The organism is Pseudonocardia sp. Ae717_Ps2 (assembly GCF_001932475.1).
Classification (GTDB): Bacteria; Actinomycetota; Actinomycetes; order Mycobacteriales; family Pseudonocardiaceae; genus Pseudonocardia.
Genome location: NZ_MCIS01000001.1, coordinates 689,774 through 713,813 on the forward strand (window position 1 = coordinate 689,774; position 24,040 = coordinate 713,813).

At 75.2% G+C, this 24,040-nt stretch carries 24 protein-coding genes; 15 read left to right on the top strand and 9 right to left on the bottom strand.

Annotation, left to right across the window (positions count from 1 at the left end; all coding sequences use genetic code 11):
* Positions 1 to 11: 11 nt before the first annotated feature.
* Genes Ae717Ps2_RS03440 through Ae717Ps2_RS03455 form a run of 4 tightly spaced genes read right to left on the bottom strand, consistent with a single transcriptional unit; the run spans position 12 to position 3,967 of the window.
* Entirely contained in the window at positions 12 to 1,679 is a 1,668-nt protein-coding gene (locus tag Ae717Ps2_RS03440) for a cation acetate symporter (RefSeq protein WP_075308101.1), read from the bottom strand.
* Positions 1,676 to 2,014: a hypothetical protein gene (locus tag Ae717Ps2_RS03445; protein WP_075308099.1), complete on the bottom strand. Its 339-nt coding sequence runs from the start codon at positions 2,012 to 2,014 to the stop codon at positions 1,676 to 1,678. The genes Ae717Ps2_RS03440 and Ae717Ps2_RS03445 overlap by 4 nt, the downstream gene beginning before the upstream one ends.
* Positions 2,011 to 2,874 (bottom strand): LytTR family DNA-binding domain-containing protein, encoded by an 864-nt coding sequence (locus Ae717Ps2_RS03450; RefSeq protein WP_075308097.1) that lies wholly within the window; start codon positions 2,872 to 2,874, stop codon positions 2,011 to 2,013. The genes Ae717Ps2_RS03445 and Ae717Ps2_RS03450 overlap by 4 nt, the downstream gene beginning before the upstream one ends.
* A gap of 1 nt (position 2,875) precedes the next feature.
* Positions 2,876 to 3,967, bottom strand: coding sequence for a sensor histidine kinase (locus Ae717Ps2_RS03455; protein WP_233147428.1), 1,092 nt, complete (start codon positions 3,965 to 3,967; stop codon positions 2,876 to 2,878).
* 117 nt (positions 3,968 to 4,084) lie between these two features.
* On the opposite strand from Ae717Ps2_RS03455, the gene Ae717Ps2_RS03460 reads away from it, so the two are divergent.
* The 10 genes from Ae717Ps2_RS03460 (at position 4,085) to nudC (ending at position 14,568) form a co-directional block, all read left to right on the top strand.
* A complete protein-coding gene (locus Ae717Ps2_RS03460; protein ID WP_226363087.1) occupies positions 4,085 to 5,083 on the top strand; it encodes a TrkA family potassium uptake protein in 999 nt (332 codons plus the stop codon).
* A 61-nt stretch (positions 5,084 to 5,144) separates the two neighbouring features.
* Positions 5,145 to 5,837, top strand: a complete 693-nt coding sequence (locus Ae717Ps2_RS03465; protein ID WP_075312314.1) for a transketolase — start codon at positions 5,145 to 5,147, stop codon at positions 5,835 to 5,837.
* Entirely contained in the window at positions 5,834 to 6,775 is a 942-nt protein-coding gene (locus Ae717Ps2_RS03470; RefSeq protein WP_083695597.1) for a transketolase family protein, read from the top strand. Before Ae717Ps2_RS03465 ends, Ae717Ps2_RS03470 begins: the two co-directional genes overlap by 4 nt.
* A gap of 10 nt (positions 6,776 to 6,785) precedes the next feature.
* Positions 6,786 to 7,649, top strand: a complete 864-nt coding sequence (locus tag Ae717Ps2_RS03475; protein ID WP_075308095.1) for an exodeoxyribonuclease III — start codon at positions 6,786 to 6,788, stop codon at positions 7,647 to 7,649.
* Between the two features lie 102 nt (positions 7,650 to 7,751).
* Positions 7,752 to 8,606, top strand: coding sequence for a DUF4142 domain-containing protein (locus tag Ae717Ps2_RS03480; RefSeq protein WP_158071452.1), 855 nt, complete (start codon positions 7,752 to 7,754; stop codon positions 8,604 to 8,606).
* A complete protein-coding gene (locus Ae717Ps2_RS03485; RefSeq protein WP_075308090.1) occupies positions 8,603 to 9,364 on the top strand; it encodes a class F sortase in 762 nt (253 codons plus the stop codon). The genes Ae717Ps2_RS03480 and Ae717Ps2_RS03485 overlap by 4 nt, the downstream gene beginning before the upstream one ends.
* Positions 9,365 to 9,456: 92 nt before the next feature.
* Positions 9,457 to 10,734, top strand: a complete 1,278-nt coding sequence (locus Ae717Ps2_RS03490; protein ID WP_083695600.1) for an aldehyde dehydrogenase family protein — start codon at positions 9,457 to 9,459, stop codon at positions 10,732 to 10,734.
* 39 nt (positions 10,735 to 10,773) lie between these two features.
* Complete coding sequence (locus Ae717Ps2_RS03495) at positions 10,774 to 12,102, top strand: pitrilysin family protein (protein WP_083695601.1); 1,329 nt, start codon at positions 10,774 to 10,776, stop codon at positions 12,100 to 12,102.
* 49 nt (positions 12,103 to 12,151) lie between these two features.
* Entirely contained in the window at positions 12,152 to 13,546 is a 1,395-nt protein-coding gene (locus tag Ae717Ps2_RS03500) for a pitrilysin family protein (RefSeq protein WP_075308088.1), read from the top strand.
* Positions 13,543 to 14,568, top strand: coding sequence for an NAD(+) diphosphatase (gene nudC, locus Ae717Ps2_RS03505; RefSeq protein ID WP_075308086.1), 1,026 nt, complete (start codon positions 13,543 to 13,545; stop codon positions 14,566 to 14,568). The genes Ae717Ps2_RS03500 and nudC overlap by 4 nt, the downstream gene beginning before the upstream one ends.
* Positions 14,569 to 14,654: 86 nt before the next feature.
* Here the strand turns inward: nudC and Ae717Ps2_RS03510 are convergent, their stop codons facing one another.
* On the bottom strand, positions 14,655 to 14,879 hold the full coding sequence (locus tag Ae717Ps2_RS03510; RefSeq protein ID WP_304442433.1) for a mycoredoxin: 225 nt from the start codon (positions 14,877 to 14,879) through the stop codon (positions 14,655 to 14,657).
* Positions 14,880 to 15,056: 177 nt separating this feature from the next.
* On the opposite strand from Ae717Ps2_RS03510, the gene Ae717Ps2_RS03515 reads away from it, so the two are divergent.
* The 4 genes from Ae717Ps2_RS03515 (at position 15,057) to Ae717Ps2_RS03530 (ending at position 18,457) form a co-directional block, all read left to right on the top strand.
* The gene (locus Ae717Ps2_RS03515) at positions 15,057 to 17,153 is read left to right on the top strand and encodes an ATP-dependent DNA helicase UvrD2 (protein ID WP_075312306.1); all 2,097 of its coding nucleotides are present in this window, start codon (positions 15,057 to 15,059) and stop codon (positions 17,151 to 17,153) included.
* 152 nt (positions 17,154 to 17,305) lie between these two features.
* Positions 17,306 to 17,599: a hypothetical protein gene (locus Ae717Ps2_RS03520; protein WP_020621759.1), complete on the top strand. Its 294-nt coding sequence runs from the start codon at positions 17,306 to 17,308 to the stop codon at positions 17,597 to 17,599.
* Between the two features lie 160 nt (positions 17,600 to 17,759).
* Positions 17,760 to 18,143: a WhiB family transcriptional regulator gene (locus Ae717Ps2_RS03525; RefSeq protein WP_308187986.1), complete on the top strand. Its 384-nt coding sequence runs from the start codon at positions 17,760 to 17,762 to the stop codon at positions 18,141 to 18,143.
* Between the two features lie 65 nt (positions 18,144 to 18,208).
* Complete coding sequence (locus Ae717Ps2_RS03530) at positions 18,209 to 18,457, top strand: hypothetical protein (RefSeq protein WP_020621761.1); 249 nt, start codon at positions 18,209 to 18,211, stop codon at positions 18,455 to 18,457.
* Between the two features lie 137 nt (positions 18,458 to 18,594).
* On the opposite strand, the gene Ae717Ps2_RS03535 is transcribed toward Ae717Ps2_RS03530, so the two are convergent.
* The 3 genes from Ae717Ps2_RS03535 to Ae717Ps2_RS03545 form a co-directional block, all read right to left on the bottom strand.
* Positions 18,595 to 19,011, bottom strand: coding sequence for a VOC family protein (locus Ae717Ps2_RS03535; RefSeq protein WP_075308084.1), 417 nt, complete (start codon positions 19,009 to 19,011; stop codon positions 18,595 to 18,597).
* Between the two features lie 315 nt (positions 19,012 to 19,326).
* Positions 19,327 to 20,658, bottom strand: coding sequence for an AarF/ABC1/UbiB kinase family protein (locus Ae717Ps2_RS03540; protein ID WP_020621763.1), 1,332 nt, complete (start codon positions 20,656 to 20,658; stop codon positions 19,327 to 19,329).
* On the bottom strand, positions 20,655 to 21,605 hold the full coding sequence (locus Ae717Ps2_RS03545) for a hypothetical protein (RefSeq protein ID WP_075308082.1): 951 nt from the start codon (positions 21,603 to 21,605) through the stop codon (positions 20,655 to 20,657). Before Ae717Ps2_RS03545 ends, Ae717Ps2_RS03540 begins: the two co-directional genes overlap by 4 nt.
* Positions 21,606 to 21,696: 91 nt before the next feature.
* Here Ae717Ps2_RS03545 and Ae717Ps2_RS03550 point away from each other — a divergent pair, with 91 nt between their 5' ends.
* Positions 21,697 to 22,338: a M48 family metallopeptidase gene (locus tag Ae717Ps2_RS03550; RefSeq protein ID WP_083695603.1), complete on the top strand. Its 642-nt coding sequence runs from the start codon at positions 21,697 to 21,699 to the stop codon at positions 22,336 to 22,338.
* 7 nt (positions 22,339 to 22,345) lie between these two features.
* On the opposite strand, the gene Ae717Ps2_RS03555 is transcribed toward Ae717Ps2_RS03550, so the two are convergent.
* On the bottom strand, positions 22,346 to 23,980 hold the full coding sequence (locus Ae717Ps2_RS03555) for a zinc-dependent metalloprotease (RefSeq protein WP_075333014.1): 1,635 nt from the start codon (positions 23,978 to 23,980) through the stop codon (positions 22,346 to 22,348).
* Positions 23,981 to 24,040: the final 60 nt, after the last annotated feature.

The window sequence follows — 24,040 nt, forward strand, 5'->3', positions numbered from 1 at the left end:
CGCTAAAGCGCTCACTCTCGATCGGCCAGATGGAGCCGTAGCATCGTAGCTTCCGCGTCCGACGGAGCGTGATCGCCCAGTGACACTGCGATCATGACGAGGAACGCGCAGGGCACCGACCACAGCGCCGGCTGGGCGAGCAGCATCCCCGCGGTCCCGCCGAGCCCGAGCGCGGCACCCAGTGCCATCGAGCCGAGCGTCGCGAGGAGCCCGGTGACCATCCCGGCGTAGGCGCCCCGCGCGGTGAGCCCCTTCCACCACAGGCCCAGCACCAGCAGCGGGCAGAACGTCGACGCCGCGACGGTGAACGCCGAGGTCACCGCCGCGCTGACGTCGACGCGCACCATCAGCAGGGCCGCCGGGACCACGGCCGCCGACGCGGCCAGCGCGGTCAGCCGCAGCCGGCGCAGCCCCGAGGGCATGAGGTCGTGTGCGAGCGCGCCGGACAGTGCGAGGAGTAGCCCGAGCGAGGTGGCCAGGAACGCGGCGAAGGCGCCCGCGGTGAGCATCGCGGTCAGTGCCGCCGCGGTGCCGCCGCCGGTGACCCGCCCGGGCAGCGTGACGATCGCGGTGTCGGTGCCCTGCGAGAGGTACAGCTCGGGGGTGAGCACCGTGCCGAGGAGCCCGTAGACGATCGGGAACAGGTAGAACGCGCCGAGCATCGCGACGGTGATCGCCGCGGTCCGCCGGGCCCCGCGCCCGTCCGGGCTGGTGTGGAACCGCACGATGATGTGCGGCAGCCCCATCGTCCCCAGCGCCGTCGCGACCAGTACCGACCAGGTCGTGAGCAGCGGCGAGGTGTCGACGGTGCCGAGCAGCGGCAGCGCCCACTCGGCGCCGCCGGGCACCGGCAGCGACGCGTGGTCGCCGCCCAGCTCGGGCACCGCGGCGCCGTCGGGGAAGACCCAGACGGAGTCGGCGGCGGCGTGGTGCGGGCCGGGGGCGAGCGGGACCGGCGCCCCGTCGACGACCACGACGGTCGGCTCGGTCAGCACCAGCTCGGTGTCGAGCCGGAAGTCGACCGGGGTCGTGGCGGTGAACCGGGTGAACTCCGGCGGTGCGGCCATGTCGGCCCGCAGCGCCGGGCCCGCGAGCAGCAGCAGCCAGATCGCGGGCCCGGCGAACAGCAGCAGCTTGAGCGCGAACTGGAACGCCTGCACGTAGGTGGCCGCGCGCATCCCGCCCAGCGCCAGGGTCAGCCCGACGGCGAGCCCGGACACCACGACCCCGACCCAGTAGTCGACGCCGGACACCAGCGTCAGCAGCTGCCCGGCCGCGACGATCTGCGGCACCAGGTAGAGGACCGCGATCACCACGACGACCACCGCGCAGAACCGGCGCAGCGACCGCGACCCGAGGCGGGCCTCGGCGAACCCGGGCACGGTCAGTGCGCCGGAGCGGCGCATCGGCGCGGCGACCAGCGCGAGCATCAGCAGATAGCCCGCCGCGAACCCGACCGGGTACCAGAGCGCCCCGGTGCCCTCCTTGATCACCAGCCCGGCGACGCCGAGGAACGAGGCCGCCGACAGGTACTCCCCGGAGACCGCGGCCGCGTTGAGCATCGGCGAGGTCCGCCGGGACGCGACGAGGAAGTCCGAGGTGGTCCGCATCGCCGCGACGCCCCGTGCCCCGATCAGCACCGTGACCAGCAGCAGGGCGACGACCGCGGCGGCCGTCACGGGCGTTCCGCGCGTTCAGCCCGGCGCAGGTGCCACCACGCCAGCAGCCCGAGCAGCGGATACGGCAGCCAGGCGACCGCGATCCAGCCCAGCGGGAGCCCGCCGACCCGCCACCGGGCCAGGTCCGGCGCGAGCCGCAGCAGCACCGGCAGCCCGAACAACAGCACCGCGGCGCAGGCCAGGGTGACCACGGCCCGGCGCAGCTGGGCCCGGCGCAGGCCGCGGGCCCGCTCGGCCAGCCCCGGGTCGAGCGCCGCGGTCGGCTGCGGGCGCGGTACGGCCGTGGCCCGCTCGGGTGGTGCGCTGACCGCGACCCGGCGCGGGCGGGAGCTCACGGCCGCCCCCGGCCGCTTCCCTGGCCGCCGTCGCCGTCGGGGCCGCGGTGGCCGTCGAGCGCCCCGGCGGTGGCCGCGGCGAGCAGCTGGTCGCGCAGGTCCCGGGCGTGGCGACGGCTGACCGGCACGTCACCGGCGTCGGTGTGGGCGAGGAGACCGCCGCCGGCGTCACTGCGCAGCTCGCGGACCGCGGGCAGGTGCAGCAGGAAGCTGCGGTGCACCCGCACGAAGCTGTGCGGGTCCCAGTGCTCCTCCAGCCGCGACAGCGGTATCCGCACCAGGTGCGAGCCCTCGGGCAGGTGCAGTCGCACGTAGTCGCCGTGCGCCTCGACGAAGCGGACGTCCTCGCGGCGGACGTAGCGGCTGCGCCCGGCGGCCTCCACCGGCAGCACCGCGAGCTCGTCGACACGGGGCAGCGCGGGCCCCGGCGGCTCCGGAGAGCGCACACCGGGGGCGCCCGGCCGGGCGGCCGAGCGGCCCGCCCGGGCCCGGTGCACCCGGCCGAGCGCGTCGGCGAGCCGGTCCGCACCGACCGGCTTGAGCAGGTAGTCGACGGCGCCGAGTCCGTACGCGGCGACGGCGTGCTCCTCGAACGCCGTCACGAAGACGATCTCCGGCGGGGTGGCCATCGCGGCCAGCACGCCGCCGAGCTCCAGGCCGTCCATCCCGGGCATGGTGATGTCGAGGAAGACGGCGTCGAACCGGCCGGTGGGGATCGCGCGCAGCGCCTCGACCGCGCCACCGGCCCGGGCGACCTCGCCGACGTCGGGCGCGTCGGCCAGCAGCGCGCAGATCTCGTCGAGGGCGGGGGCGACGTCGTCGACGGCCAGCACCCGCAGCGGTGCGGCGGAGGGGGCCACCTCAGATCACCACCCCGGGCTGGAACCGCGGGATCCGCAGCACGATCCGGGTGCCCGCGCCGGGCGCGGTCTCGATGACCAGGCCGTGGTCGGGGCCGTAGACCGCGCGCAGCCTGCGGTCGACGTTCACCAGCGCCAGCCCGGCCCCCTCGGCGGTCCCGGCCAGCACGTCGCGGGCGTGCTCGGGGCTCATGCCCGGACCGTCGTCGTCGACGGTGATGACGCAGACGTCCCCCTCGGCCTCGCCGCTGACCTGCACCAGCCCGCCGTCGGCGGAGCGCTCGACGCCGTGCTGCACCGCGTTCTCCACCAGCGGCTGCAGCGCCAGCACCGGGACCGGCACCGGCAACACCTCGGGCGCCACCCGTACCTGCACCCGCAGCCGCTCGCCCAGCACCGCGCGGGCGAGGGTCAGGTAGGCCTCGACCGACCGGAACTCCCCGGCCAGCGGCACGTAGTCGCCGCGTGCGGCCAGCGAGTGCCGGATGAACTCGGCGAAGGTCTCCAGCAGGTCGCGGGCGCGCGCCGGGTCCGAGCGGACGAACGAGGCGATCGTGGTGAGCGCGTTGTAGACGAAGTGCGGCGAGATCTGGGCCCGCAGCGCGCGCAGCCGGGCGGCCTCGGCCTCGGCCTCGCCGTCGGCGAGGCGGGCGCGTTCGAGGGCGTCGGCGACGAAGGCGGCGGCCCGGCGGGTGGCGGCGGACCCGACCTCACCGGCCAGGACGAGCACCGGCCCGTCGCCGACGGGCAGTGCTGTGCGGCCGGCCTCGGTGAGCCGCCGCCCGCGGGTCCGCCCGGCGAGCGCGAGGCCGTCCGCGCGGCCGGGGCCCCACCAGGAGTCGGGCAGGCCGGGCCGGACCAGGCCCGCGGCGTCGGCACCGCAGAGCCCGGCGAGCCGGCGCAATGCCTCGGTCGCGGCGGGGGACCCGGCCGGTTCGCGCAGGCCCGCGGCCACGGCGACGCCCGTCTCGAGCGTCTCGGTCGGGTCCGGACCCGGTGCGGCAGCACCGCGGAACCGGCGTGCGCTCAGCCGCGGCCGCAGCGACGTGCGCGCGGTCGGCGTCGCACGTTCGTGGTCCCCGTCGGCCGACACCTGGGTGAGGATAGGGCCCGCGCGGTCGGTGCGGCGCGACCTGGGCGCTAGCCTGCGCAGGTGATCGGCTCCACCCGGCTCAGCGCACTCGACCCGCATGTCGAGGGTGCGCTGCGGATGCCGGACACGCGGTCGGGTCCGGTGCGCTCGCTGATGACCCGCCTGGTGATCGCGGTGTTCGCGCTCGGCGCGACGACGTTGATCGTCTTCTTCGGGCGCGACGGCTACCTCGACAACAACGGCGCGGGCGAGATCTCGCTGCTCGACGCCCTCTACTACGCGACGGTGTCGCTGTCGACGACCGGCTACGGCGACATCGTCCCGGTCAGCCCGATGGCCCGCGGCATCAACATCGCGGTGATCACCCCGTTGCGGGTGCTGTTCCTGATCGTCCTCGTCGGCACGACCGTCGAGCTGCTCACCGAGCGGTCGCGGCAGTCGTTCCGGATCCAGCGCTGGAGGTCGCGCGTGCGCGAGCACATCGTCGTCGTCGGCTACGGCACCAAGGGTCGCGCGGCGGTGGAGACGCTGCTGGGCGACGACGTGGACCCCGGGAAGATCGTCGTCGTCGACACCGACCGGGCGCGGCTGGACGTGGCGTCGGGGCTGGGGCTGGTCACCGTGTCCGGCAACGCGACCCGGTCCGCGGTGCTGCGCATCGCCGGGGTGCAGCTGGCGACGACGCTGGTCGTCGCCCTGGACCGCGACGACACCGCGGTGCTGGTCACCCTGACCGCCCGCGAGCTGTCCAAGTCCATCTCGATCGTCGCCGCGGTGCGCGAGGCGGAGAACGTGCACCTGCTCCGCCAGTCCGGTGCCAGCTCGGTCATCGTGTCCGACGAGACGGCCGGCCGGCTGCTGGGCGTCGCGACCCGCTCGCCCGCGGTCGTCGAGGTGGTGGAGGACCTGCTCACCCCGGACGCCGGCTTCGCGATCTCCCAGCGCCAGGTCGAGCCGACCGAGGTCGGCGGCTCGCCGCGGCACCTGCCCGACATCGTGCTCGGCGTGGTGCGCGGCGAGCAGCTCCACCGGGTGGACTCCGCCGCCGTCGACGCGCTCGAGCGAGGCGACCAGCTGCTCTACGTCCGCAAGGCCACCCCGCCGGACGAGGAGTAGACCCCTCGGCCTGAATCGGCCCCTTGACCTGAATCGGACTTCAGGTCGCACGGTGGTGACCATGCGATCACCGACCGGCTACACCGACCTCGCCGGGCTCATGACCCGGTTGACCGGCGACGAGAAGCACGAGGCCGCCGCGACCTCCACCCTCGACGTCCTCTGGGTCCTCTACGACCGCATCCTGCGCGTCGACCCGCAGCACCCGGACGACCCCGACCGCGACCGGCTCCTGATCTCCAAGGGGCACGGCCCGATGGCGCTCTACGCCGTCCTCGCCGCCCGCGGCTTCCTCGACCCCGCGACCTTCGACCGGTTCGCCGCGTTCGACTCGAACCTCGGCCACCACCCCGACCGCACCCTCGTGTCCGGCGTCGAGATCTCCTCCGGCTCGCTCGGGCACGGGCTCGGCCTGGCCGTCGGCACCGCGCTCGGGCTGCGGCTGGCCGGGCGCGACGCACGCACCGTCGTACTGCTCGGCGACGCCGAGTTCGACGAAGGGTCCAACGCCGAGGCCGTCCAGTACGCCGGCCGGGCCGGCCTCGCCGGGCTGACCGCGGTCGTCGTCGACAACAGCTCGGCCTCGCACGGCTGGCCCGGCGGGATCGCCGCGCGCTTCGCGGTCGAGGGGTGGGCGACCGTCGACGCCGACGGCCGCGACCACGACGCGCTGGAGCGGGCGTTCCGCACCGACCACGCCGACCGGCCGCTCGCGGTCGTCGCCCACGTCGAGCCGAAGGGGAGCGTCCGATGACCGGCTTTGCTCTGCTCACCGATACGCAGCACGCCACCACCTCCGAGCCCGCGACCCCGCCTGACCTGCGGGAACGCTTCTACGGCCTGCTGCCGGAGCTGCTCGCGGCCGACCCGCGGGCCGTCGCGCTGCTGGCCGACATCGGCGCCGGCTACATCGACGCACCGGCCGCCGTCGCCGACCGGGTGATCAACCTCGGCATCCGCGAGCAGCTGCTGGTCTCCGCCGCCGGTGGGCTCGCGCTGGCCGGGATGCGCCCGGTCGTCCACACCTTCGCGCCGTTCCTCGTCGAACGGCCCTACGAGCAGCTCAAGCTCGACCTCGGCCACCAGGGCGTCGGTGCGGTGCTGGTGTCGGCCGGCGGGTCCTACGACATGGCGGGCGCGGGGGAGACCCACTTCGGCCCGCGCGACGTGCCGCTGCTCGACACCCTCGAAGGCTGGACCGTGCACGTGCCCGGGCACGCCGACGAGGCCGAGGCGCAGCTGCGCGCCGCCCTGCCCGGCGACGACCGGGTCTACCTCCGGCTGTCGGGCGCGTCCAACGCGCGGCCGTACGGCACCGGGCCGTCGATGACGGTGCTGCGCCGCGGGGGCCGGGGGACGGTCGTCGCCGTCGGGCCCCTGGCGGACCGGACGCTCGCCGCCGTCGAGGGGCTCGACGTGACCGTGCTCTACGCGCCCACGGTGCGCCCGTTCGACACGGCGACGGTGCGCGCCACCCTGTCCGAGCCGGACGTCGTGCTCGTCGAGCCCTACCTGGCCGGGACCTCGGTGCGGCCGGTGGCCGAGGTGCTGCGCGACGTGCGGCACCGGGTGCTCGGACTCGGGGTCGGCGCGGCCGAGCTGCGCCGCTACGGCAGCCCGGACGACCACGACGCCGCCCACGGCCTGGACGTCGCGGGTATCCGGCGATCGGTGACGCGCTTCCTCTCGTAGGGTCGGGGCCGTGCGTCTGGCCACCTGGAACGTGAACTCCGCGAAGTCCCGGCTGCCCCGGCTGCTGCCGTGGCTCGACGAACGGGAACCCGACGTCGTCTGCCTGCAGGAGACCAAGCTCTCCGACGACGACTTCGCCGCGAGCTTCGACGAGGCACTGGCCGAGCGCGGCTACGCGTGGGCGCACCACGGCCAGGGCCGGTGGAACGGTGTCGCCCTGCTGTCGCGGGTGGGGCTCGACGACGTCGTCCGCGGCCTGCCCGACGAGCCCGTCTTCACCGAGGGCGGGCTCGCCGAGCCGGACGCGCGCGCCGTCACCGCCACCTGCGGCGGACTGCGGGTCACCTCGGTGTACGTGCCGAACGGCCGCAGCCCGGAGGACCCGCACTACGCCTACAAGCTGCGCTGGCTCGCCGCGCTGCGCGAGCAGGTCGCGGCGGGCGACCCGGACTCGACGGTCGTCGCCGGGGACGTCAACATCGCCCCCACCGACGACGACGTCTGGGACCGGTCCCTGTTCGACGGCGCCACCCACGTCACCCCCGCCGAGCGGGCCGCGCTCGCCGCGCTGCTCGGGACCGGGCTGCGCGACGTCCTGCGCGAGCGCTGGCCCGACGAGCGGGTCTTCAGCTACTGGGACTACCGGGCCGGCCGCTTCCACCAGGACCAGGGGATGCGGATCGACCTCGTGCTGGCCGGATCGGGCCCGGCCGACCGGCGCGCCGCGGTGTGGGTGGACCGCAAGGCACGCAAGGGAAAGCTGCCCAGCGACCACGCCCCGGTCGTCCTGGACCTGGACGAGGCCCCCGACGGCGACGTCGGGCCGGTCGTCCCGCCGCCGTCGGCCCCGGCGCCGCTCAGCCGTCGGCGATAGCCACTCGCCGCCCGCCAGGTCCGCCGCGCGGTTGGAGCTGCGCCACATGGGGTAGGGCGATAGCCCATAAGGCCTAGCAGTGACTCCCGGGGGATGACTCGCATGACGCGTAGGACCATGACCAGCCCGCGCCGGATCAGCCGCACCGTCGGTGCCGCCGTCGCCGCGGCCGCGCTCGTCGCACTGACCGCCTGTGGTGGCGAGACTCCGCAGGTGCCGAACCTGCCGGACAACCTGCCGCAGGTCCCGGGCGTCGGTGACCCGCGCCAGGCGTTCGGCGACGCCCACCAGAAGGCCCTCGGGCTCGCCGCGCTCGGCGGCATCGGCCTGGAGCAGGGTGTCGGGAACACGGTCAAGGAGCTCGCGCCGCAGGTGCAGGGCGAGGGCCAGCAGCTCAACGACAAGCTGCGGGGGCTGGCGTCGGCGATCGGCGTCTCGCTGCCCGACCAGGTCTCCCCGGAGATCCAGGCCCAGGTCGACGACCTGAAGGCCCGCACCGGTGAGCAGTTCGACCAGGGCTGGCTGCAGGCCGCGCAGGCCCAGGTCGGAGCGCTCAGCGACCAGACCCAGCAGCTGCTGAACGTGCCCGGCCTGCCGCCGGAGCAGCTCGACCAGGCCCGGGCGCAGCTGACGAACCTGGGTGAGCTGAAGACCAAGCTGGACCAGGCCGCGGCCGAGGCCGGCGCCACGACCCCGGGCTCGGGCTCGGGCAATGCCGACGGGAACGGCTCCGGCGCCGACGGGAACGCCGCCGGAAACGGGACCGCGCCCGGCAACGGCTCCGGCAACGGGGCCGGCGACGGGCCTGCCTCCGGTTCCGGCTCGCCCGCCGTCGACGCCGGTACCGGCGGCCAGGCGGCGTCGGCCTCCGACGTCGCGCTGCCGGTCGCGCTCGGCGGCGCCGGGTTGCTGCTGCTCGTCGCCGGCGCCGTCCGGCTGCGTCGCGCCCGCGCGTGACCCGTCGGCGCCGGCGCCCGGCCGGGGGCGTCCGGGGAGCGGCCGCGCTGCTGCTCCTCGGCGTCGTCCTGCTGGGCTCCGGCGCCGGTCTCGCGCTCGGCGGTGACACCCGCCTGGAGGCGAGCGACCTCGGCGCGGTCCCCGCGGAACCCACCGCCGCGACGCGCGCGGTGCCGGTGGCCCGGGTACTGCCGGTCCTGGCGCCGCCCGACCCGGTCGCGGTCCCCGGGGCCCCGATCGCGCCGCGCGAGCCGTGGACCGTCTCGGCGGTCTTCCCGCGCCCCGCGGCCGAGCCCGGCGCCGCGGCGCCGCCGGTCGTCCCGGCCGTCCTGGAGCTCCCCGCGCGCGGCCTGGCCGCACCCGTCGACGCGGTCGGCACCGCCCCGGACGGCGGGATGGTCGTCCCCGAGCAGGTGCGCACGGTCGGCTGGTGGGCACCCGGCGTCCTGCCGGGCGGCACGACCGGGAGCGCCGTGATCGCCGGCCACGTCGACTCCCGCACCCAGGGCATCGGGTTCCTGTCGGTGCTGCCGCAGCTCGTCGTGGGCGAGCCGGTCGTCGTGCGTGGCGCCGACGGCCGCACCGCCGGCTACCGGGTCGTCGCGCGTCGCGAGTACGGCAAGCACGACCTGCCCCGCGAGGTGTTCCGCCGCGACGGCGACCCGCAGCTCGTCCTGATCACCTGCGGCGGGGTGTTCGACCCGGCCGCACGGAGCTACGAGTCGAACATCGTCGTCTACGCCGTCCCGGAGCCCTGATCCGTCGCCGGCCCTGCTGCGTCACGGTGAGCAGAGCGGCCACACCGGATACCCGGTCGGCCCCTCGCCGGCGACCGCCTACCCTGACCTGCGTGAGCAGCACCGTGACCGCCCCGCAGGAGACGACCGAGGCCCCGGAGTACGCCGCCGTCCGCGAGGCCGCGCAGCGCGCCCGGGCCGCCGCTCCGGCCGTCCGCGCGGCGGGCGAGGGCCGGATCGACGACGCCCTGCGCGCCGCCGCGTCGCTGATCCGGGACCGTGCGCACGAGCTGCTCGAGGTCAACGCCGCCGACGTCGCGGCGGCCGAGCGGAACGGCATGGCCGCGGGTCTGCTCGACCGGCTGCGCCTGGACCCCGAGCGGCTCGCCGGCATCGCCACCCAGCTCGAGGTGCTCGCCGCGACCCCCGAGCCGCCCACCGAGTGGCCGGTCCGCACGCTGGAGACCGGCGAGCGGGTGTTCGAGCGACGCATCCCGGTCGGCGTCATCGGCGCGGTGTTCGAGGCCCGACCGAACGTGACGGTGGACGTCGCCTCGCAGGTCCTCAAGGCCCGCAGCGCGGCCGTCCTGCGCACCGGGTCGGCCGCGCTCGGCAGCGCCACCGCACTCGTCGAGCAGGTGCTGCGCCCCGCACTGGCCGACGCGGGGCTCCCCGAGGCCGCCGTCCAGCTCGTCCCGCTGCCCGGCCACGCCGGCGCCGAGGCACTGGTCGGGCTGCCCGACCTGGTGCCGCTGGTCGTCGTCCGCGGGTCCGGGGACGTCACCCGCAAGCTGTCGGTGCTCGGTGCGACCGCGGGCACCCGGGTGCTCGCCCACGCCGACGGCGGCGGCGTGCTCTACCTCGACGCCAGCGCCACCGAGGCCGACGTCACCCGCCTGGTCACCGACTCGACCGACCGGCTCGGGGTCTGCAACCGGCTGAACCTGCTGCTCATCGACCGGCCCGTCTACGACACCCTGCTGCCGGTCGCGAAGGCCGCCCTCGACGCCCGCGGCGTCGCGCTGTCGCTGCCCCCGCACGACCACCCGCTCGGCCACGAGTGGGCCCTGGACTCCGGGGCGGAGGCGCACGTGACCGTCGCCGTCGTCGACGGGCCGGACGACGCCGCCGACACCGCCGCCCGGGAGACCTCCGGCCTGGCCGCGACGATCTGCGCCGCCGACGAGCAGGTCGCCCGGCGCTTCATCGACCGCTACACCGGCACCGGGGTGTTCTGGAACGCGCCGTCGCGGCTCCTCGACGGCTACAAGCTGCTCGGGCTGCCCGAGACCGGCATCAACGTCGACCACACCCCCGGCCCGCGCGGCCCGGTCACCTACCGCGACCTCGGGCTGCGCCAGTTCGTGATCCTGCCGCCCGAGCACGCCTGACCGGGCAGGTTGTCGGGGGTGGGGGATAGCCTCGCTCCCGTGTCCGTGATCGCCGACCAATCCGCTCTCGAGCTGCACCGGGCCACGCTGGCCAACGGGCTGCGCGTGCTCGTCGTCCCGGACCCGGCCACCCCGGTGGTCGGGGTCTCGGTGCACGTCGACGTGGGCTTCCGTTCCGAGCCGCAGGGCCGCACCGGCTTCGCGCACCTGTTCGAGCACCTGATGTTCCAGGGCAGCGAGAGCCTGGAGAAGCTGGAGCACTTCCGGCAGGTCCAGTCCGCGGGCGGGATCTTCAACGGCTCGACCCACCAGGACTACACCGACTACTTCCAGGTGCTGCCCGGCGCGGCGCTGGAACGGGCGCTGTTCCTGGAGGCCGACCGGCTGCGGGCCCCGAAGCTCACCGTCGAGAACCTGCGCAACCAGGTCGACGTCGTGAAGGAGGAGATCCGGCTCAACGTCCACAACCGCCCCTACGGCGGGTTCCCGTGGATCCTGCTGCCCCCGGTCCTCTACGACACCTTCCCGAACGCGCACAACGGCTACGGCGACTTCTCCGAGCTGGAGCAGGCGAGCCTGGACGACGCGGCCGCGTTCTTCGACACCTTCTACGCGCCGGGCAACGCCCTGGTCACCGTGCACGGCGACCTGTCCGAGCACGGTGTCGACGGCACCCTCGCCCTGGTCGAGCGGCACTTCGGGGACATCCCCGCCCGGCCGGTCCCGCAGCGGCCGTCGTTCGCCGAGCCCGCTCCCGGTGCCGAGCGCCGGCAGGCGGTGGCCGACGCGCACGCCCCGCTGCCCGCACTCGCGCTCGGCTACCGCGTCCCCGACCCGGCCGCCGAGCCCGACGCCTACCTCGCCCACGCCATGCTCGCCACCGTCCTGGCCGACGGCGAGGCCTCACGGCTGCAGCGCCGCCTCGTCCACACCGACGAGCTGGTCACCGACGTCTCCGCGTCGAACGGCCTGATGGGCGGCCCGTTCGACGCCCGCGACCCCGACACCTTCACGATCACCGCGGTGCATCCGGCCGAGGTGTCCGCGGACCGGGTCACCGCCGCCGTCGACCAGGAGCTGGACCGTCTCGCCGAGCAGGGTCCCGGCACCGAGGAACTGGAGCGCCAGACCGCCCGCTGGGTGGCCGCGCTGCACCGTGAGGACGACCGCGTGATGTTCCGGATGCTCGGGCTGGGCGCCCGGGAGCTGCTCTACGGCCGCGCCGAGCTCGCCGTCGAGCTCCCCGGCAGGCTGGCCGCCCTGACCGGGGCCGACGTCGCCGCCGCGGCCGCCCGGCTGCGGTCCTCCGGGCGGGCCGTCCTGCTGGTCGAGCCGGCCGCCGAACCGGCCGGGGACGGCGACGCGTGAGCGCCCCGACCCGTCCCGGCACCGTGAACCACACCGAAGGGGGCCCTGCGTGAGCGCCGCCCGCACCCACCGCAGCGCGGAGGAGATCGGCCGCACCGAGCGCGGCCCCCGCCCGCTGCCCGCGCTCGGCCGGACCAAGGAGGTGCCGCTGCCGGACGTGCTCACCGAGACCCTCCCGAACGGGCTGACCGTCCTGGCCGCCCACCGTCCGGGGGTCCCGCTGGTCGAGACCGTCCTGCGGATCCCGGCCGCCTCTCCGGAGCCGGTCGCCGACGCCGCCCGCACCGCGGGCACCGAGGTGCTCGCCGAGACCATCCTGACCGGCACCGCGGGCCGCGACCGGATCGGCATCGACGACGCACTGGCCTCGGTCGGCGGGGAGCTCGGTGTCGCCGTCGACCCGGAGTACCTGCAGGCGGGCGGCTCCGCGCTGGCCTCCGGGCTGCCGACGGTCCTCGACGTCCTCGCCGACGTCCTCACCGCCGCCACCCACTCCGACGCCGAGGTCGCCCGTGAGCGGTCCCGGCTGGCCGAGCGGATCGCGGTCGCCCGCGCGCAGCCGCGCACCGTCGCGCGCGAGGCGCTGATGCGCCGCCGCTTCGGCGACCACCCGATCGTCTCGGAGATGCCGACCGCCGAGGCCGTCGCCGCGGTGACCCCGGAACAGGTGCGGGAGCTGCACGCCGACGTCGTCGTCCCGGACGGCGCGAGCCTGGTCCTCGTCGGCGACATCGACCCCGAGGCCGCGATCGCGGAGGTCGCGCGCCGGCTGGGCGGGTGGACCGGCGACCACCCCGCGCGCCGGCTGTCCGCCCCGCCGGCGCCGCAGGCGGGTGACCTGGAGCTGGTCCACCGGCCCGGCTCCGTGCAGTCCCAGCTGCGGCTCACCGCGCCCGGCCTGGACCGCACCGACGAGCGCTACACCGCCTTCCAGCTCGCGAACCTCGTGTTCGGCGGCTACTTCTCCTCGCGCTGGATGGAGAACATCCGGGAGGACAAGGGCTACACCTACGGCGCGCACTCCGGCCAGGAGTTCGTGCCCGGCGGCGCGGTGCTCGGCCTCGACGCCGACGTCGCCTCCGACGTCACCGCCGCCGCCCTGCTCGAGACCCGCTACGAGCTCGGCCGCATGGTGGCGGTCCCGCCGGCCGAGCAGGAGGTCACCTCGGCCCGTCGCTACGCGATCGGCTCGCTGCTGATCTCGTTGGACAGCCAGTCCGCGCTGGCCGGCACCCTGTCCGCGCTGCACGCCGCGGGGCTCGACGTCGACTGGCTCCGGGACCGGCCGCGCCGGCTGGAGGAGGTGACCGTCGACGAGGTCGCCGAGGCCGCCACCGCGCTGTTCGCACCGACCCGGTTCACCGGGGTGATCGTCGGGGACGCCGACGTGATCGGGCCACCGCTCGCCGCGCTCGGCGGCGTGGTCCGCGGAGGCGGGCGATGAGCCGCGGGGACTTCTCCCTGACCGAGGAGCCGGTGCTGTCGCGCAACGCGCTGTCCCGCGACGAGAACCGGCGCCTCGACCCCGGCTACGTGCGCGACACCTGGGCGACGGCACGCGTCGTCGTCGTCGACGAGTCGGGCCGCACCCCGGTCGACTGGGAGGTCGAGCCGGGCCGCGAGTTCCGCGAGGTCGACGCCGCCGCCTGGGACGACGCGGCGGGCCGCGGCGGGCACGTCCGGACCCGCGCGGGCACCGACGTCGCCGTGGAGCCGCCGGCCGAGGCCGTGCTGCTCGGCGAACGCGACGGCGTCCCGTACTGGGCGGTGCGTGTCGGGACCGAACGCACCGCCGACAGCGACATCTTCACCGGCGAGGGGGAGTGGGCCGACCTGCGCGCCGCCGGCGCGTTCCTCGACCCGCTCGGATCGGGCCTGCTCACCGGTGCGGTCGCCACGCTGAACTGGCACGACCGCGCCCGGTTCTGCGCGATCGACGGCACCCGCACCCGCCCGCACAACGCGGGCTGGGCCCGGGTCTGCGACAACGGCCACGAGGAGTACCCGCGCACCGACCCGGCGATCATCTGCCTGGTGCACGACGGCGCGGACCGCGTCCTGCTCGCCCGTCAGCCGGTGTGGCCGGCCGGGCGCTACTCGGTGCTCGCCGGGTTCGTGGAGTCCGGCGAGTCGCTGGAGGCGTGCGTGCACCGCGAGATCTCCGAGGAGGTCGGCATCGCGGTGTCCGACGTGCGCTACCTCGGCAGCCAGGCGTGGCCGTTCCCGCGGTCGCTGATGGTCGGCTTCCACGCGATCGGGGACCCGGACGTCCCGCTGACCCCGCAGGACGACGAGATCGCCGACGCCCTGTGGATCACCCGGGACACGCTGCGGGCGGCGCTGGCCCGCGGCGACTGGGGCTCCCGGGACGAGCCCGACCCCGGCGACGGCCCGGTCGTCATGCTGCCGGGCAAGGTCTCGATCGCGCGCACCATGCTCGAGTCCTGGGCGGCCGCCGGGGGCTGACCCGCCGCAGACGAAGCGACGGCCCGCCCCCGGTGAGGTACCGGTGGCGGGCCGTCGCGCTCCGTGGTGGGAGATCAGGGGAGGTGTCAGACCCCGAGTCGGGTCTTCACCTCGGAGAAGCTGGGGTTCGTCGCGACCGACTCGTCCGGGAACACGACGGTCGGCACCGTGCGGTTGCCGCCGTTGGCCTTCTCGACGAACGACGCGGCGTCCGGCTCGCGCTCGATGTCGATCTCACGGTAGCCGATGCCGGCCTGGTCGAGCTGCAGCTTGAGTCGACGGCAGAAGCCGCACCAGCTGGTCGTGTACATCGTCAGGTCCGCCATGTCGGGTACAACCGGTCCGCTCCGCGGATTCTTCCCCGTCGGCTGTGACCTGCCCGGCACCCGGACGGGCGGGACGGGCGACCCGTGACCGTCGGGGGTGGGTGTCAGGATGGGTGGGTGCCGTCCCGATCCGCCGCCCGCCCCGCCCGTGCGACCCGCGCCGTGCCGGACCCGGCGGCCCCGGTCGGCGCGGACGGCCTGGACCCCGAGCAGCGGGCCGCGGTGTACGCACCGCGTGGCCCGGTGTGCGTCCTCGCGGGGGCGGGCACCGGCAAGACCCGCACGATCACCCGGCGGATCGCGCACCTGGTGACCTCGGGCCACGTCGCCGCCGGCCAGGTACTGGCCGTCACCTTCACCGCCCGGGCCGCGGGGGAGCTGCGCACCCGGCTGCGTGCCCTGGACGCGTCCGGGGTGCAGGCCCGGACGTTCCACGCCGCCGCGCTGCGTCAGCTGCGCTACTTCTGGCCGCAGATGGTCGGTGGCAGCCCGTGGCCACTGCTCGACGGCAAGCTGCGGCTCGTCGGCCAGGCCGCCGCCCGCGCCCGGGCCGGCACCGACTCCGACGCGCTGCGCGACCTCGCCTCCGAGATCGAGTGGGCGAAGTCCACGCTGGTCGCCCCGTCGGACTACGCGGCCGAGGCCGCCCGCCGCCGTCGCGACACGCCCGGCCCGGCCGAGCAGGTGGCCGCCGTCTACGCCGCGTACGAGGAGCTGAAGAACGCGAGCGAGCAGCTCGACTTCGACGACCTGCTCCTGCACACGGCGATCGCGCTGGAGGAGCACGGCGGCGTCGCCGAGGAGTTCCGGTCGCGCTACCGGTGCTTCGTCGTCGACGAGTACCAGGACGTGACCCCGCTGCAGCAGCGCCTGCTCGACGCCTGGCTCGGCGACCGCGACGACCTGACCGTCGTCGGCGACGCCAACCAGACGATCTACACCTTCGCCGGTGCCTCACCCCGCTACCTGCTGGAGTTCCCGCGCCGCTTCCCCGACGCCGCCGTCGTGCGCCTGCAGCGCGACTACCGCTCCACCCCGCAGATCGTCGGCTGCGCGAACCAGCTGATCGGCGCGGCCCGCAACCGGCCCGCCGGGTCCCGGCTGCAGCTCGTCGGGCAGCTCCCGCCGGGGCCCGACCCGGACTTCTCCGAGCACGAGGACGAGGCAGGGGAGGCCGCCGCCGTCGCGGGCCGGATCCTGACCCTGATCAACGATGGCACCGAGCCGTCGGAGATCGCGGTGCTCTTCCGGATCAACGCCCAGTCCGAGGCGTTCGAGCAGGCCCTGTCCGACGCCGGGGTGCCCTACCAGATCCGCGGCGGCGAGCGGTTCTTCAACCGGCCCGAGATCCGCCGGGCGATGCTCGCGTTACGCACCGCGGCGCCGGACCAGCGGCCGGGCACCGACCTCGTCGACGTCACCCGCGCGGTGCTGACCGCGCGCGCCGGGCTGACCGACGAGCCGCCGAAGGGTGCCACCCTGCGCGCGCAGTGGGAGTCGCTGCTGGCGCTGGTCGGCGTCGCCGAGGAGCTCGCCGCGGTCGAGCCGCAGGCCGACCTGCACCGGCTGTGCGTGGAGCTGGAGACCCGCGCCGACCACGCGCAGGCGCCGGTCGTCAACGGCGTCACGCTGGCGTCGCTGCACGCGGCGAAGGGCCTGGAGTGGGACGCGGTGTTCCTCGTCGGGCTCGCCGACGGCACCCTCCCCATCGGCCACGCGGGTGACGACGAGGCCGCCGTCGAGGAGGAACGCCGGCTGTTCTACGTCGGAGTCACCCGCGCCCGGCGGGTGCTGTCGATGTCGTGGTCGCTGTCCCGGGCCTCCGGTCGCGGACCGAAGCGACGCCGCTCGCGGTTCCTCTACGGACTGATCCCGGACTCGCATCCCGCGTCCCGGGTGGCCGGCGAGCGCCGCCCCGGGGGCGCCCGGCCCAAGTGCCGCGTCTGCGGGACGCCGCTGTTCGGCACCACCGCCACCAAGCTCCTCCGCTGCGACGACTGCCCGTCCGATGTGGACCTGGAGCTGCTGGACCGCCTGAAGCAGTGGCGGGCGGCGGAGGCGAAGGCGCAGGACGTGCCCGGTTTCGTCGTGCTCACCGACGCCACGCTCACCGCGATCGCAGAGCAGCGGCCGGCCGGCCCGTCGGCCCTGGTCGGCATCCCGGGGATCGGCGCCGCCAAGCTGGACCGCTACGGCGACGAGGTGCTCCGGGTGCTCGCCGAGCACGAGGCGGAGGGGGCGAGACCCCCTCTTCGGTAGGGATCTGCGTGAACTTCCGGCGAGACTTCGAATAATCGGTTGCCGTGCCGTGTGCAGCACTTCTAGTGTCGTCGGCACCAGGTGGAGCGCCACGCTCCCGACACAGACGCGTCGCGCGGGAGACCGCGGGCGGAACCGGAGGAGGTGACGAGATGGGCACGATCAACACGACCGACCTGATCGGCACCGCCCTGTCCGTTCCGGCCCCGGTGTGCGTCCCGGAGCAGACCGTCGTCGCGCACGACGTCGCTCACGCGGGCATCGCGGTCACCGCGGAGTCCGGCGTCCGTCGTCGTCAGCAGGGGGTGGCGCTGCTCGCGCCGTCGACGCCCCGTTCCACGGGTGAGGTGTACCCGCAGGGCGGCATGTCGGTCGCGGTCGCCGGCCCGATCTTCGATGACAAGTGCACAGCTGCGTTCGTTCCCGGGCGCCGAGGGGGTACCTGACCTCCTCAGCACCCAGCGAGTCCCATCGGGGCCGCGGAACCCACGCACACGGGTTCCGCGGCCCCGATTTTTTTGTCCCAGGTTCCGTCCCGAGAGATGACACACCCTGACCAGACCGGTCCTGACCTGTAGCAGAGAAGTTCGATCGAGGAGGTCGATCGTGTACGTGCGATCCGTTCCGTGTGACGGCGGAATGATCACCGAGCAGTCCGGCGCCGGCGTTGGACCCGACCAGGTGCGGCTCCGGTCGGTGCCGAGCGGGCCGTCCGGCCGCGGCTCGGCCCTGCCCTGCCGCAACGGCGACGCCGACCTGTGGTTCGCCGAGGCCCCGGCCGAGCTGGAGGAGGCCAAGTCCCGCTGCGGCGGCTGCCCGCTCCGGCAGGCCTGCCTGGACGGCGCGCTGGAGCGTGCCGAGCCGTGGGGCGTGTGGGGAGGCGAGATCTTCGACCACGGTCGGGTGATCCCGCGCAAGCGCCCGAGGGGGCGTCCCCGCAAGGCCGACCTGGAGCGCGACCGGGCACTGGCCCTGGCCGCGAGCCGCTGACCACAGCACCACCGGCGCGACCCGCACCGCGGCACCGCCGAACCACCAGACCCGAGGAGACCGACATGAACGACCTGAAGCCGGCACCGGCCGTGCGACCGACGTCCCACACCGACCGTTCGTCCCACCTCGTGAACCAGGAGAACGTGATGACGCTCATCCAGGAAGCGTTGGCGAGATCCCATCAGCAGGAAGCGCAACGGGTGGCGGCCGAGCACCGGCTCGCGCGCCGGATCACCGCGGGCCGCGGCTGGTCCTGGATCGCGGCCTGGGCCGCCTCCCGAGCCGAGCGGGCGCGGCTGCGCGCCGGCTGATCTGCGGCCGACCCCTCGGTGCCCCGTCCGGACTTGCGTCCGGGCGGGGCACCGTCGTGTCCGGGACCTGCCGTGCCGCGGGTGGGAGGGTGCCTGCTCGTCGCTGTGCTCTGCTCACCGATACGCAGCACCGCAGCTCAGGGGGCCTGCGAGCCGGAGAAGGCGTCGGCGAACTCCGGCGACGGGGCGATCTCGGTGATCACGTCGACCAGCACCCCGTCCGGCCCGGCGACGATGAAGTGCCGCTGTCCGAAGGCCTCGTCCCGCACCGGGAGCAGGGCCTCCAGACCGCCGCGGACGACGAGGCGGTCCCATTCGGCGTCGACGTCGTCGACCTCCATGTTCACCAGCATCCCGCCGGCCGACCGGCCGCGGTACGCCGCCGGGATCGTCGGATGGTCCCGGTCGAGCAGGGCGAGCTCGAAGCGCCCGCGCCGGAGGCTGACGTACCAGTCGGCGTCGAAGACGCTCTCGAATCCCATCGGCCCGGTCCAGAACGCGCGGGCGGCCGGGAGGTCGGCCGTCGCGAGGACCGGGTAGCAGCTGTGGAGCACGGTGCACCCTCTTTGCGTACCGTCGGTATGTGAGCGAGTTCAGCATACCATCGGTATGTCAATCGGGTGATGGCGCGGCCGTCCGGTCCGAGCGAACTGGCTGCCGAGTCGTCGGGGTGGCACCTGGTCGACGCGCCGGGAGAATCCGTCGAGCGCGCAGTGGTGGCGGCCCGGCCGGGCCGTGCTCGACCGGGCGTCCCCGCCTCCGCGACGAACCCGGAGACGGCGCTCACCTGCAGTGCTGCGTATCGGTGAGCAGAGCAAAGCGACGACAGCACACCCCTGCCCGGAGGACCGGTGGAGCGAGGGGAGGGGTCAGCCCGTCGGGGCGTCCGGCTCGAACATCTCCGGCTGCCACTCGGCGACGATCTCTCGCAGCCGCACGTGGGAGTCGAGCTGGCACAGGATGCCGACGGTCCCCATCGTCACCCGGTGCACCAGCAGGAACCGCGGGGGCAGGTTCAGCGACCGGCCGATGGCCGCCTCCGGGCTGCGGAGGTCACCGACCCGCTCGGCCTGCTGCTGGATCCACCGGCGGCTGAAGTGGAACTCCTCGGTCCCCAGCGGCTCGGTGAAGGGTGCGAGGTAGCCGAGGATCTGCTCGGACTCGATCCGGGCGCCGTCGCGGACGAACCCGGCCGAGCGCATCAGGGCCATCAGGTCGCCGCTGCGCCTCTCGAGCGCGTACTTGGTCATCGTGACCAGCTCGGGCGGCATGCCGTCGGGCATCCGGGCGACGGCACCGAAGTCGAGGACGAGCAGGCGGCCGTCGTCGAGGATCCCGAAGTTGCCGGGGTGCGGGTCGGCGTGCAGCAGGTGCGCGCGGTCCGGCGCGGAGTAGTGGAAACGGGCCAGCTGGTTGCCCGCGTGGTCGCGCTCCTCGCGGGTGCCGTCACGGATGATCGAGGCCAGCGGACGGCCCTGCACCCACTCGGTGATGACGGCCTTGGGTGCGGACCCGACGACGCGGGGGATCTTCACGTCCGGGTCGTCCTCGTAGAACGCGGCGAACTCGCGCTGGTAGGCGGCCTCGTCGCGGTAGTCGAGCTCCTCCTCCATGCGGTCCTTGAGCTCCGCGACCAGCGGCTTGATCTCCATCCCGGGGACCAGCGGCTGCAGGATGCGGCTCATCCGCCCGAGCTGGCGCAGGTCGGAGCGCAGCGCCTCCTCGGCGCCGGGGTACTGCACCTTGACGGCGACGTCGCGACCGTCGCGCTTCCAGACCGCGCGGTGCACCTGGCCGATGCTGGCCGAGGCGGCAGGGGTCTCGTCGAAGTCGGCGAACCGGGACCGCCACGACCGCCCGAACTGCTGGGTGAGCATGTAGTCGACGTCGGCCATGGGCATCGGCGGCGCCGCGGCCTGCAGCTTGGTGAGTGCCTCGCGGTAGGGCTCGGCGTACTCGTCGGGCACGGCCGCCTCGAACACGCTCAGCGCCTGCCCGAACTTCATCGCTCCGCCCTTGAGCTCGCCGAGCACCTCGAACAGCTGCTCGGCGCTCTTGGCCGCGAGCTGGGCGGCGATCTCGTCGCGGTCACCACCGGTGAGACGGCGCCCGAATCCTGCCGCGGCACGTCCGGCGACGCCGAGCGGGAGGCCGGCGAGCTTGGCGGTGCGCGAGACGGTCCGTCGGGGAATGTCGCTCACACCATGATTGTCCACCCGGCCGGGGTGGTCCCGCACGGCGCGGTGGGCCCCGACGCACCGTCCGGTACCGGCCCGGCCGCTGCGCCGCAGGGGCAGCCGGGGCGTCGGAACCCCGGTCGGGTGACGACCGTCGCCGCCTCCGCGCCGACCTCCAGTACCGCTCCCCACGACGCGGGCGGCGCCCCGCCGCGCACCGGCCCGTCGACGGCGGCGAGCACCTGACCGACCGCCACCGCCGCCGTCGCGACCAGCACGTGCGGTGCCGCCGACGACGGCACCCCGGCCGTGCCGGGCGCCCCGGCGCAGTCGGGACACGGCCCGCGGCCGGGCAGGACGAGCGGCCCGACCGCGCCGCAGCCGTCGCGCAGGGCCACGAACAGATGCTCCATCGGCGACTCCGGCGGCAGCGGCCCGTCGCCGACGAGCACCACCAGGTCCGCGGGGACCCGCCGGGGCGGATCGGTGCCGACGCCCGCGTCGCGCAGGAAGGCGCGTAGCTCGACCTCGCGGTCCCGGCCCGGCCCCACCGGCAGCCCGGCCAGGACGTCGTCGGCGCCCGTCACGCCGTGCACCTGCGGGTACAGCTGTCCGATCCCGGCCCGGGCCAGCCCGGCGACGACCGCCACGGCGAGTGCGTCCGCGCCGCGGACCTCGACGAGCGTGCCCTCCCGGCGCCGCCGGACCCGGTCCTCGACATCGGGGTCGGCGAGCAGCCCCGCCCGCCACAGGACGGCGAGCAGCACCGCGACCTCGTCGTCGCCCCGGGTGAGCGCGCCGGTCGCACACGGCCCGTCGACGAGCCGGTCCAGCGCGGCGACGGCGGCGGGGGACAGCTCCTCCAGCAGCCGGGCCCGCGGTGGGCCGGACCCGATCCGGCGGGACCGCGGCCCGGTGGGGAGGACGGCGAGGTGGGCGGCGAGCGCGAGCCGTGGGGGCAGTCCGGTCACCCTGGCCACGGTGCCCGGTCCGCGTGGCGACGGGGCCGGAACGCGTCCGCACCGTTCGCACCCGCGAACCGCGGCGGCCTACCCTGGAGCCATGGCGAGTCCCCCGGTAGAGGTCCGACGCAGCGCCCGCCGGAAGCGCATGGTGAGTGCCCGGCGGGAGGGGGAGCGGCTCGTCGTGTTCATCCCGGGCTGGATGTCCCCCGAGCAGGAACGCGACTGGGTCGCGGAGATGGTGAAGCGGGTCGAGGCGAGCGAGGCACGTCGCCGCTCACCGGGCCGCGACAACGACGAGGCCCTGATGCGCCGCGGCCAGGAGCTGTCGAAGCGCTGGCTGGAGGGGCGGGCGCGGCCGTCGTCGATCCGGTGGGTGCCGGTGATGCGCACGCGCTGGGCATCCTGCACCCCCGACGACGCCACCATCCGGATCAGCGAACGCCTGCGGGACGCACCGGGCTGGGTCGTCGACTACGTGCTGGTGCACGAGCTGGCCCACCTGCTGTCCGCCGCGCACGACGACGTCTTCTGGTCCTGGGTGCGCCGCTACCCGCGCACCGAGCGGGCCATCGGCTACCTGGAGGGCCTCAACGCCGCCGCCGAACTCGGCATCAGCGGTGTCGACGGCGACCCGGCCACCGCCGACGAGACCGACGGGTCCGCCGACACGGACGGAGAGGTCGGCGGGTTCGGCGGGACCGGCCCCGGGGTGGAGCCGGTCCGCGCGACCGGGACCTGAGCCGGGCTCAGGAGCCCGACCGGCCCGACCCGTCCTCGCCGTCGGTGCCGTCGGTGTCCTCCGAGGAGGGCTTCTCCGACGACCCGGACGAGTCCGAGGTGCCCGAGGACGAGGTGTCCGACGAGGTGCCGGACGACTCGGCCTTCTCCGCGTCCTTCTCCGCGTCGGCCGCCATCTGGCGCTCGAGCTCGGCGATCGGGTCGTCCGGGACGGCCCCGCCGGCCGTGCCGCCGCGCACGAAGGCGGCCGGGTCGTCCAGGTCGTCGGCCGACGGGATCAGGTCGGGGTGGGCCCAGACGGCGTCGCGACCCTCGACGCCGCGCTCGGCGCCCAGGAGCTTCCACAGGTCCGCCGCGGCCCGCAGCTTCCGCGGCCGCAGCTCCAGCCCGACGATCGTCGCGAACGCCTGCTCCGCGGGTCCGCCCGAGGCGCGACGGCGACGCATCGTCTCGCGCATCGCTTCGGCCCCGGGCAGGCGCTCGGACAGGGCCTCGGCGACGACGGTGTCCACCCAGCCCTCGATCAGGGCGAGCAGGGTCTCGAGCCGGGCCAGCGCCGCCTTCTGCGCCGGGGTGTCCTCCGGCTCGAACATGCCGGACTGCATGGCCTCCTGGATCGACTCCGGGTTCGACGGGTCGATCCCGCGGGCGAGCTCCTCGATACGTGAGGTGTCCACGGTGATGCCGCGGGCGTACTCCTCGACGGCGCCGAGCAGCCGCTCGCGCAGCCAGTGCACGTGGGTGAACAGCCGCTGGTGGGCGGCCTCGCGCGCGGCGAGGAAGAGCGTGACCTCGCCGGCCGGGCGGTCCAGGCCCTCGGTGAACCGGGCGACGGCCTCGGGCAGCAGGGCCGACGTGCGCTCCGGGCCGACCGGGATGCCGAGGTCGGTGGAGGTCAGCACCTCCTTGCCGAGCTGGGCCAGGCCCTGGCCCAGCTGGCTGCCGAACGCCATCCCGCCCATCTTGCCGAGCATCCCCAGCATCGGGCCGGCCGCGCCGCGGACCTCCTCGGGCAGTCCCTCGACCCAGGCCGAGGACAGCCGCGTCGCCACCGGGTCGCAGAGCCGCTTCCAGGTCGGCATCCCGGCCCGCACCCAGTCCGAGGGCGTCCAGGCCTTCACCTCGCCGCCGGAGGAGGGGAACGACGTCGCCGGGTCGAGCCACAGCTCCGCGAGCTTCACGGCCTCGGCGACCCCGCTGCGCTGGGCGTCGGTGAGCGACGACGTCGACTGCGCGAGCTGCTGGGTGGCGATCTGGGCGGCGAGGTCGTAGTCGACGGGCCCACCGTCGCCGGAGCCGCTGCTGGAGAGCATCTGGCCGAGCTGGGACAGCATCTGGCCGAGCTGGCTCATGTCGAACTGGCCGCCGCCGGGAATGCCCGGCATGCCGGGGAGCCCGCCCATGCCGAACGCCGCGAACGGGTTCTGGCCCGCGCCGCTGGACGGCCCCGAGGGGTCGTCGGACTGCGGGTGCGACCCGAAGCCGAACGGGTCCTTCGGGCCCTCGGGCTCACCCTTCCCACCCGTGCCCGACGCACCCCCGTCCTTGCCGGAGGCGTCGCCGGAACCCGAGTCGGGCTGGTCGCCGGGCTCGCGGTCGGGGTCACGGTCGGCGGGGCCGAAGCCGAAGGGGACGTCGCTCATGGCGTCCACCGTACGCGGGGCCGGGGGGTGGTCGCCGCCCCACGGCCGGTGGATCGGGCC

Bases quoted from the DNA above. Each gene is read 5' to 3' on its own strand.
- Ae717Ps2_RS03530 (WP_020621761.1), top strand. From the start codon at position 18,209: ATGAACGACCTGAAGCCGGCACCGGCCGTGCGACCGACGTCCCACACC.
- Ae717Ps2_RS03460 (WP_226363087.1), top strand. From the start codon at position 4,085: ATGCCGGACACGCGGTCGGGTCCGGTGCGCTCGCTGATGACCCGCCTG.
- Ae717Ps2_RS03520 (WP_020621759.1), top strand. From the start codon at position 17,306: ATGGGCACGATCAACACGACCGACCTGATCGGCACCGCCCTGTCCGTT.
- Ae717Ps2_RS03470 (WP_083695597.1), top strand. From the start codon at position 5,834: ATGACCGGCTTTGCTCTGCTCACCGATACGCAGCACGCCACCACCTCC.
- Ae717Ps2_RS03480 (WP_158071452.1), top strand. From the start codon at position 7,752: ATGACGCGTAGGACCATGACCAGCCCGCGCCGGATCAGCCGCACCGTC.
- Ae717Ps2_RS03510 (WP_304442433.1), bottom strand. From the start codon at position 14,879: ATGTACACGACCAGCTGGTGCGGCTTCTGCCGTCGACTCAAGCTGCAG.
- nudC (WP_075308086.1), top strand. From the start codon at position 13,543: ATGAGCCGCGGGGACTTCTCCCTGACCGAGGAGCCGGTGCTGTCGCGC.
- Ae717Ps2_RS03550 (WP_083695603.1), top strand. From the start codon at position 21,697: ATGGCGAGTCCCCCGGTAGAGGTCCGACGCAGCGCCCGCCGGAAGCGC.
- Ae717Ps2_RS03555 (WP_075333014.1), bottom strand. From the start codon at position 23,980: ATGAGCGACGTCCCCTTCGGCTTCGGCCCCGCCGACCGTGACCCCGAC.
- Ae717Ps2_RS03465 (WP_075312314.1), top strand. From the start codon at position 5,145: ATGCGATCACCGACCGGCTACACCGACCTCGCCGGGCTCATGACCCGG.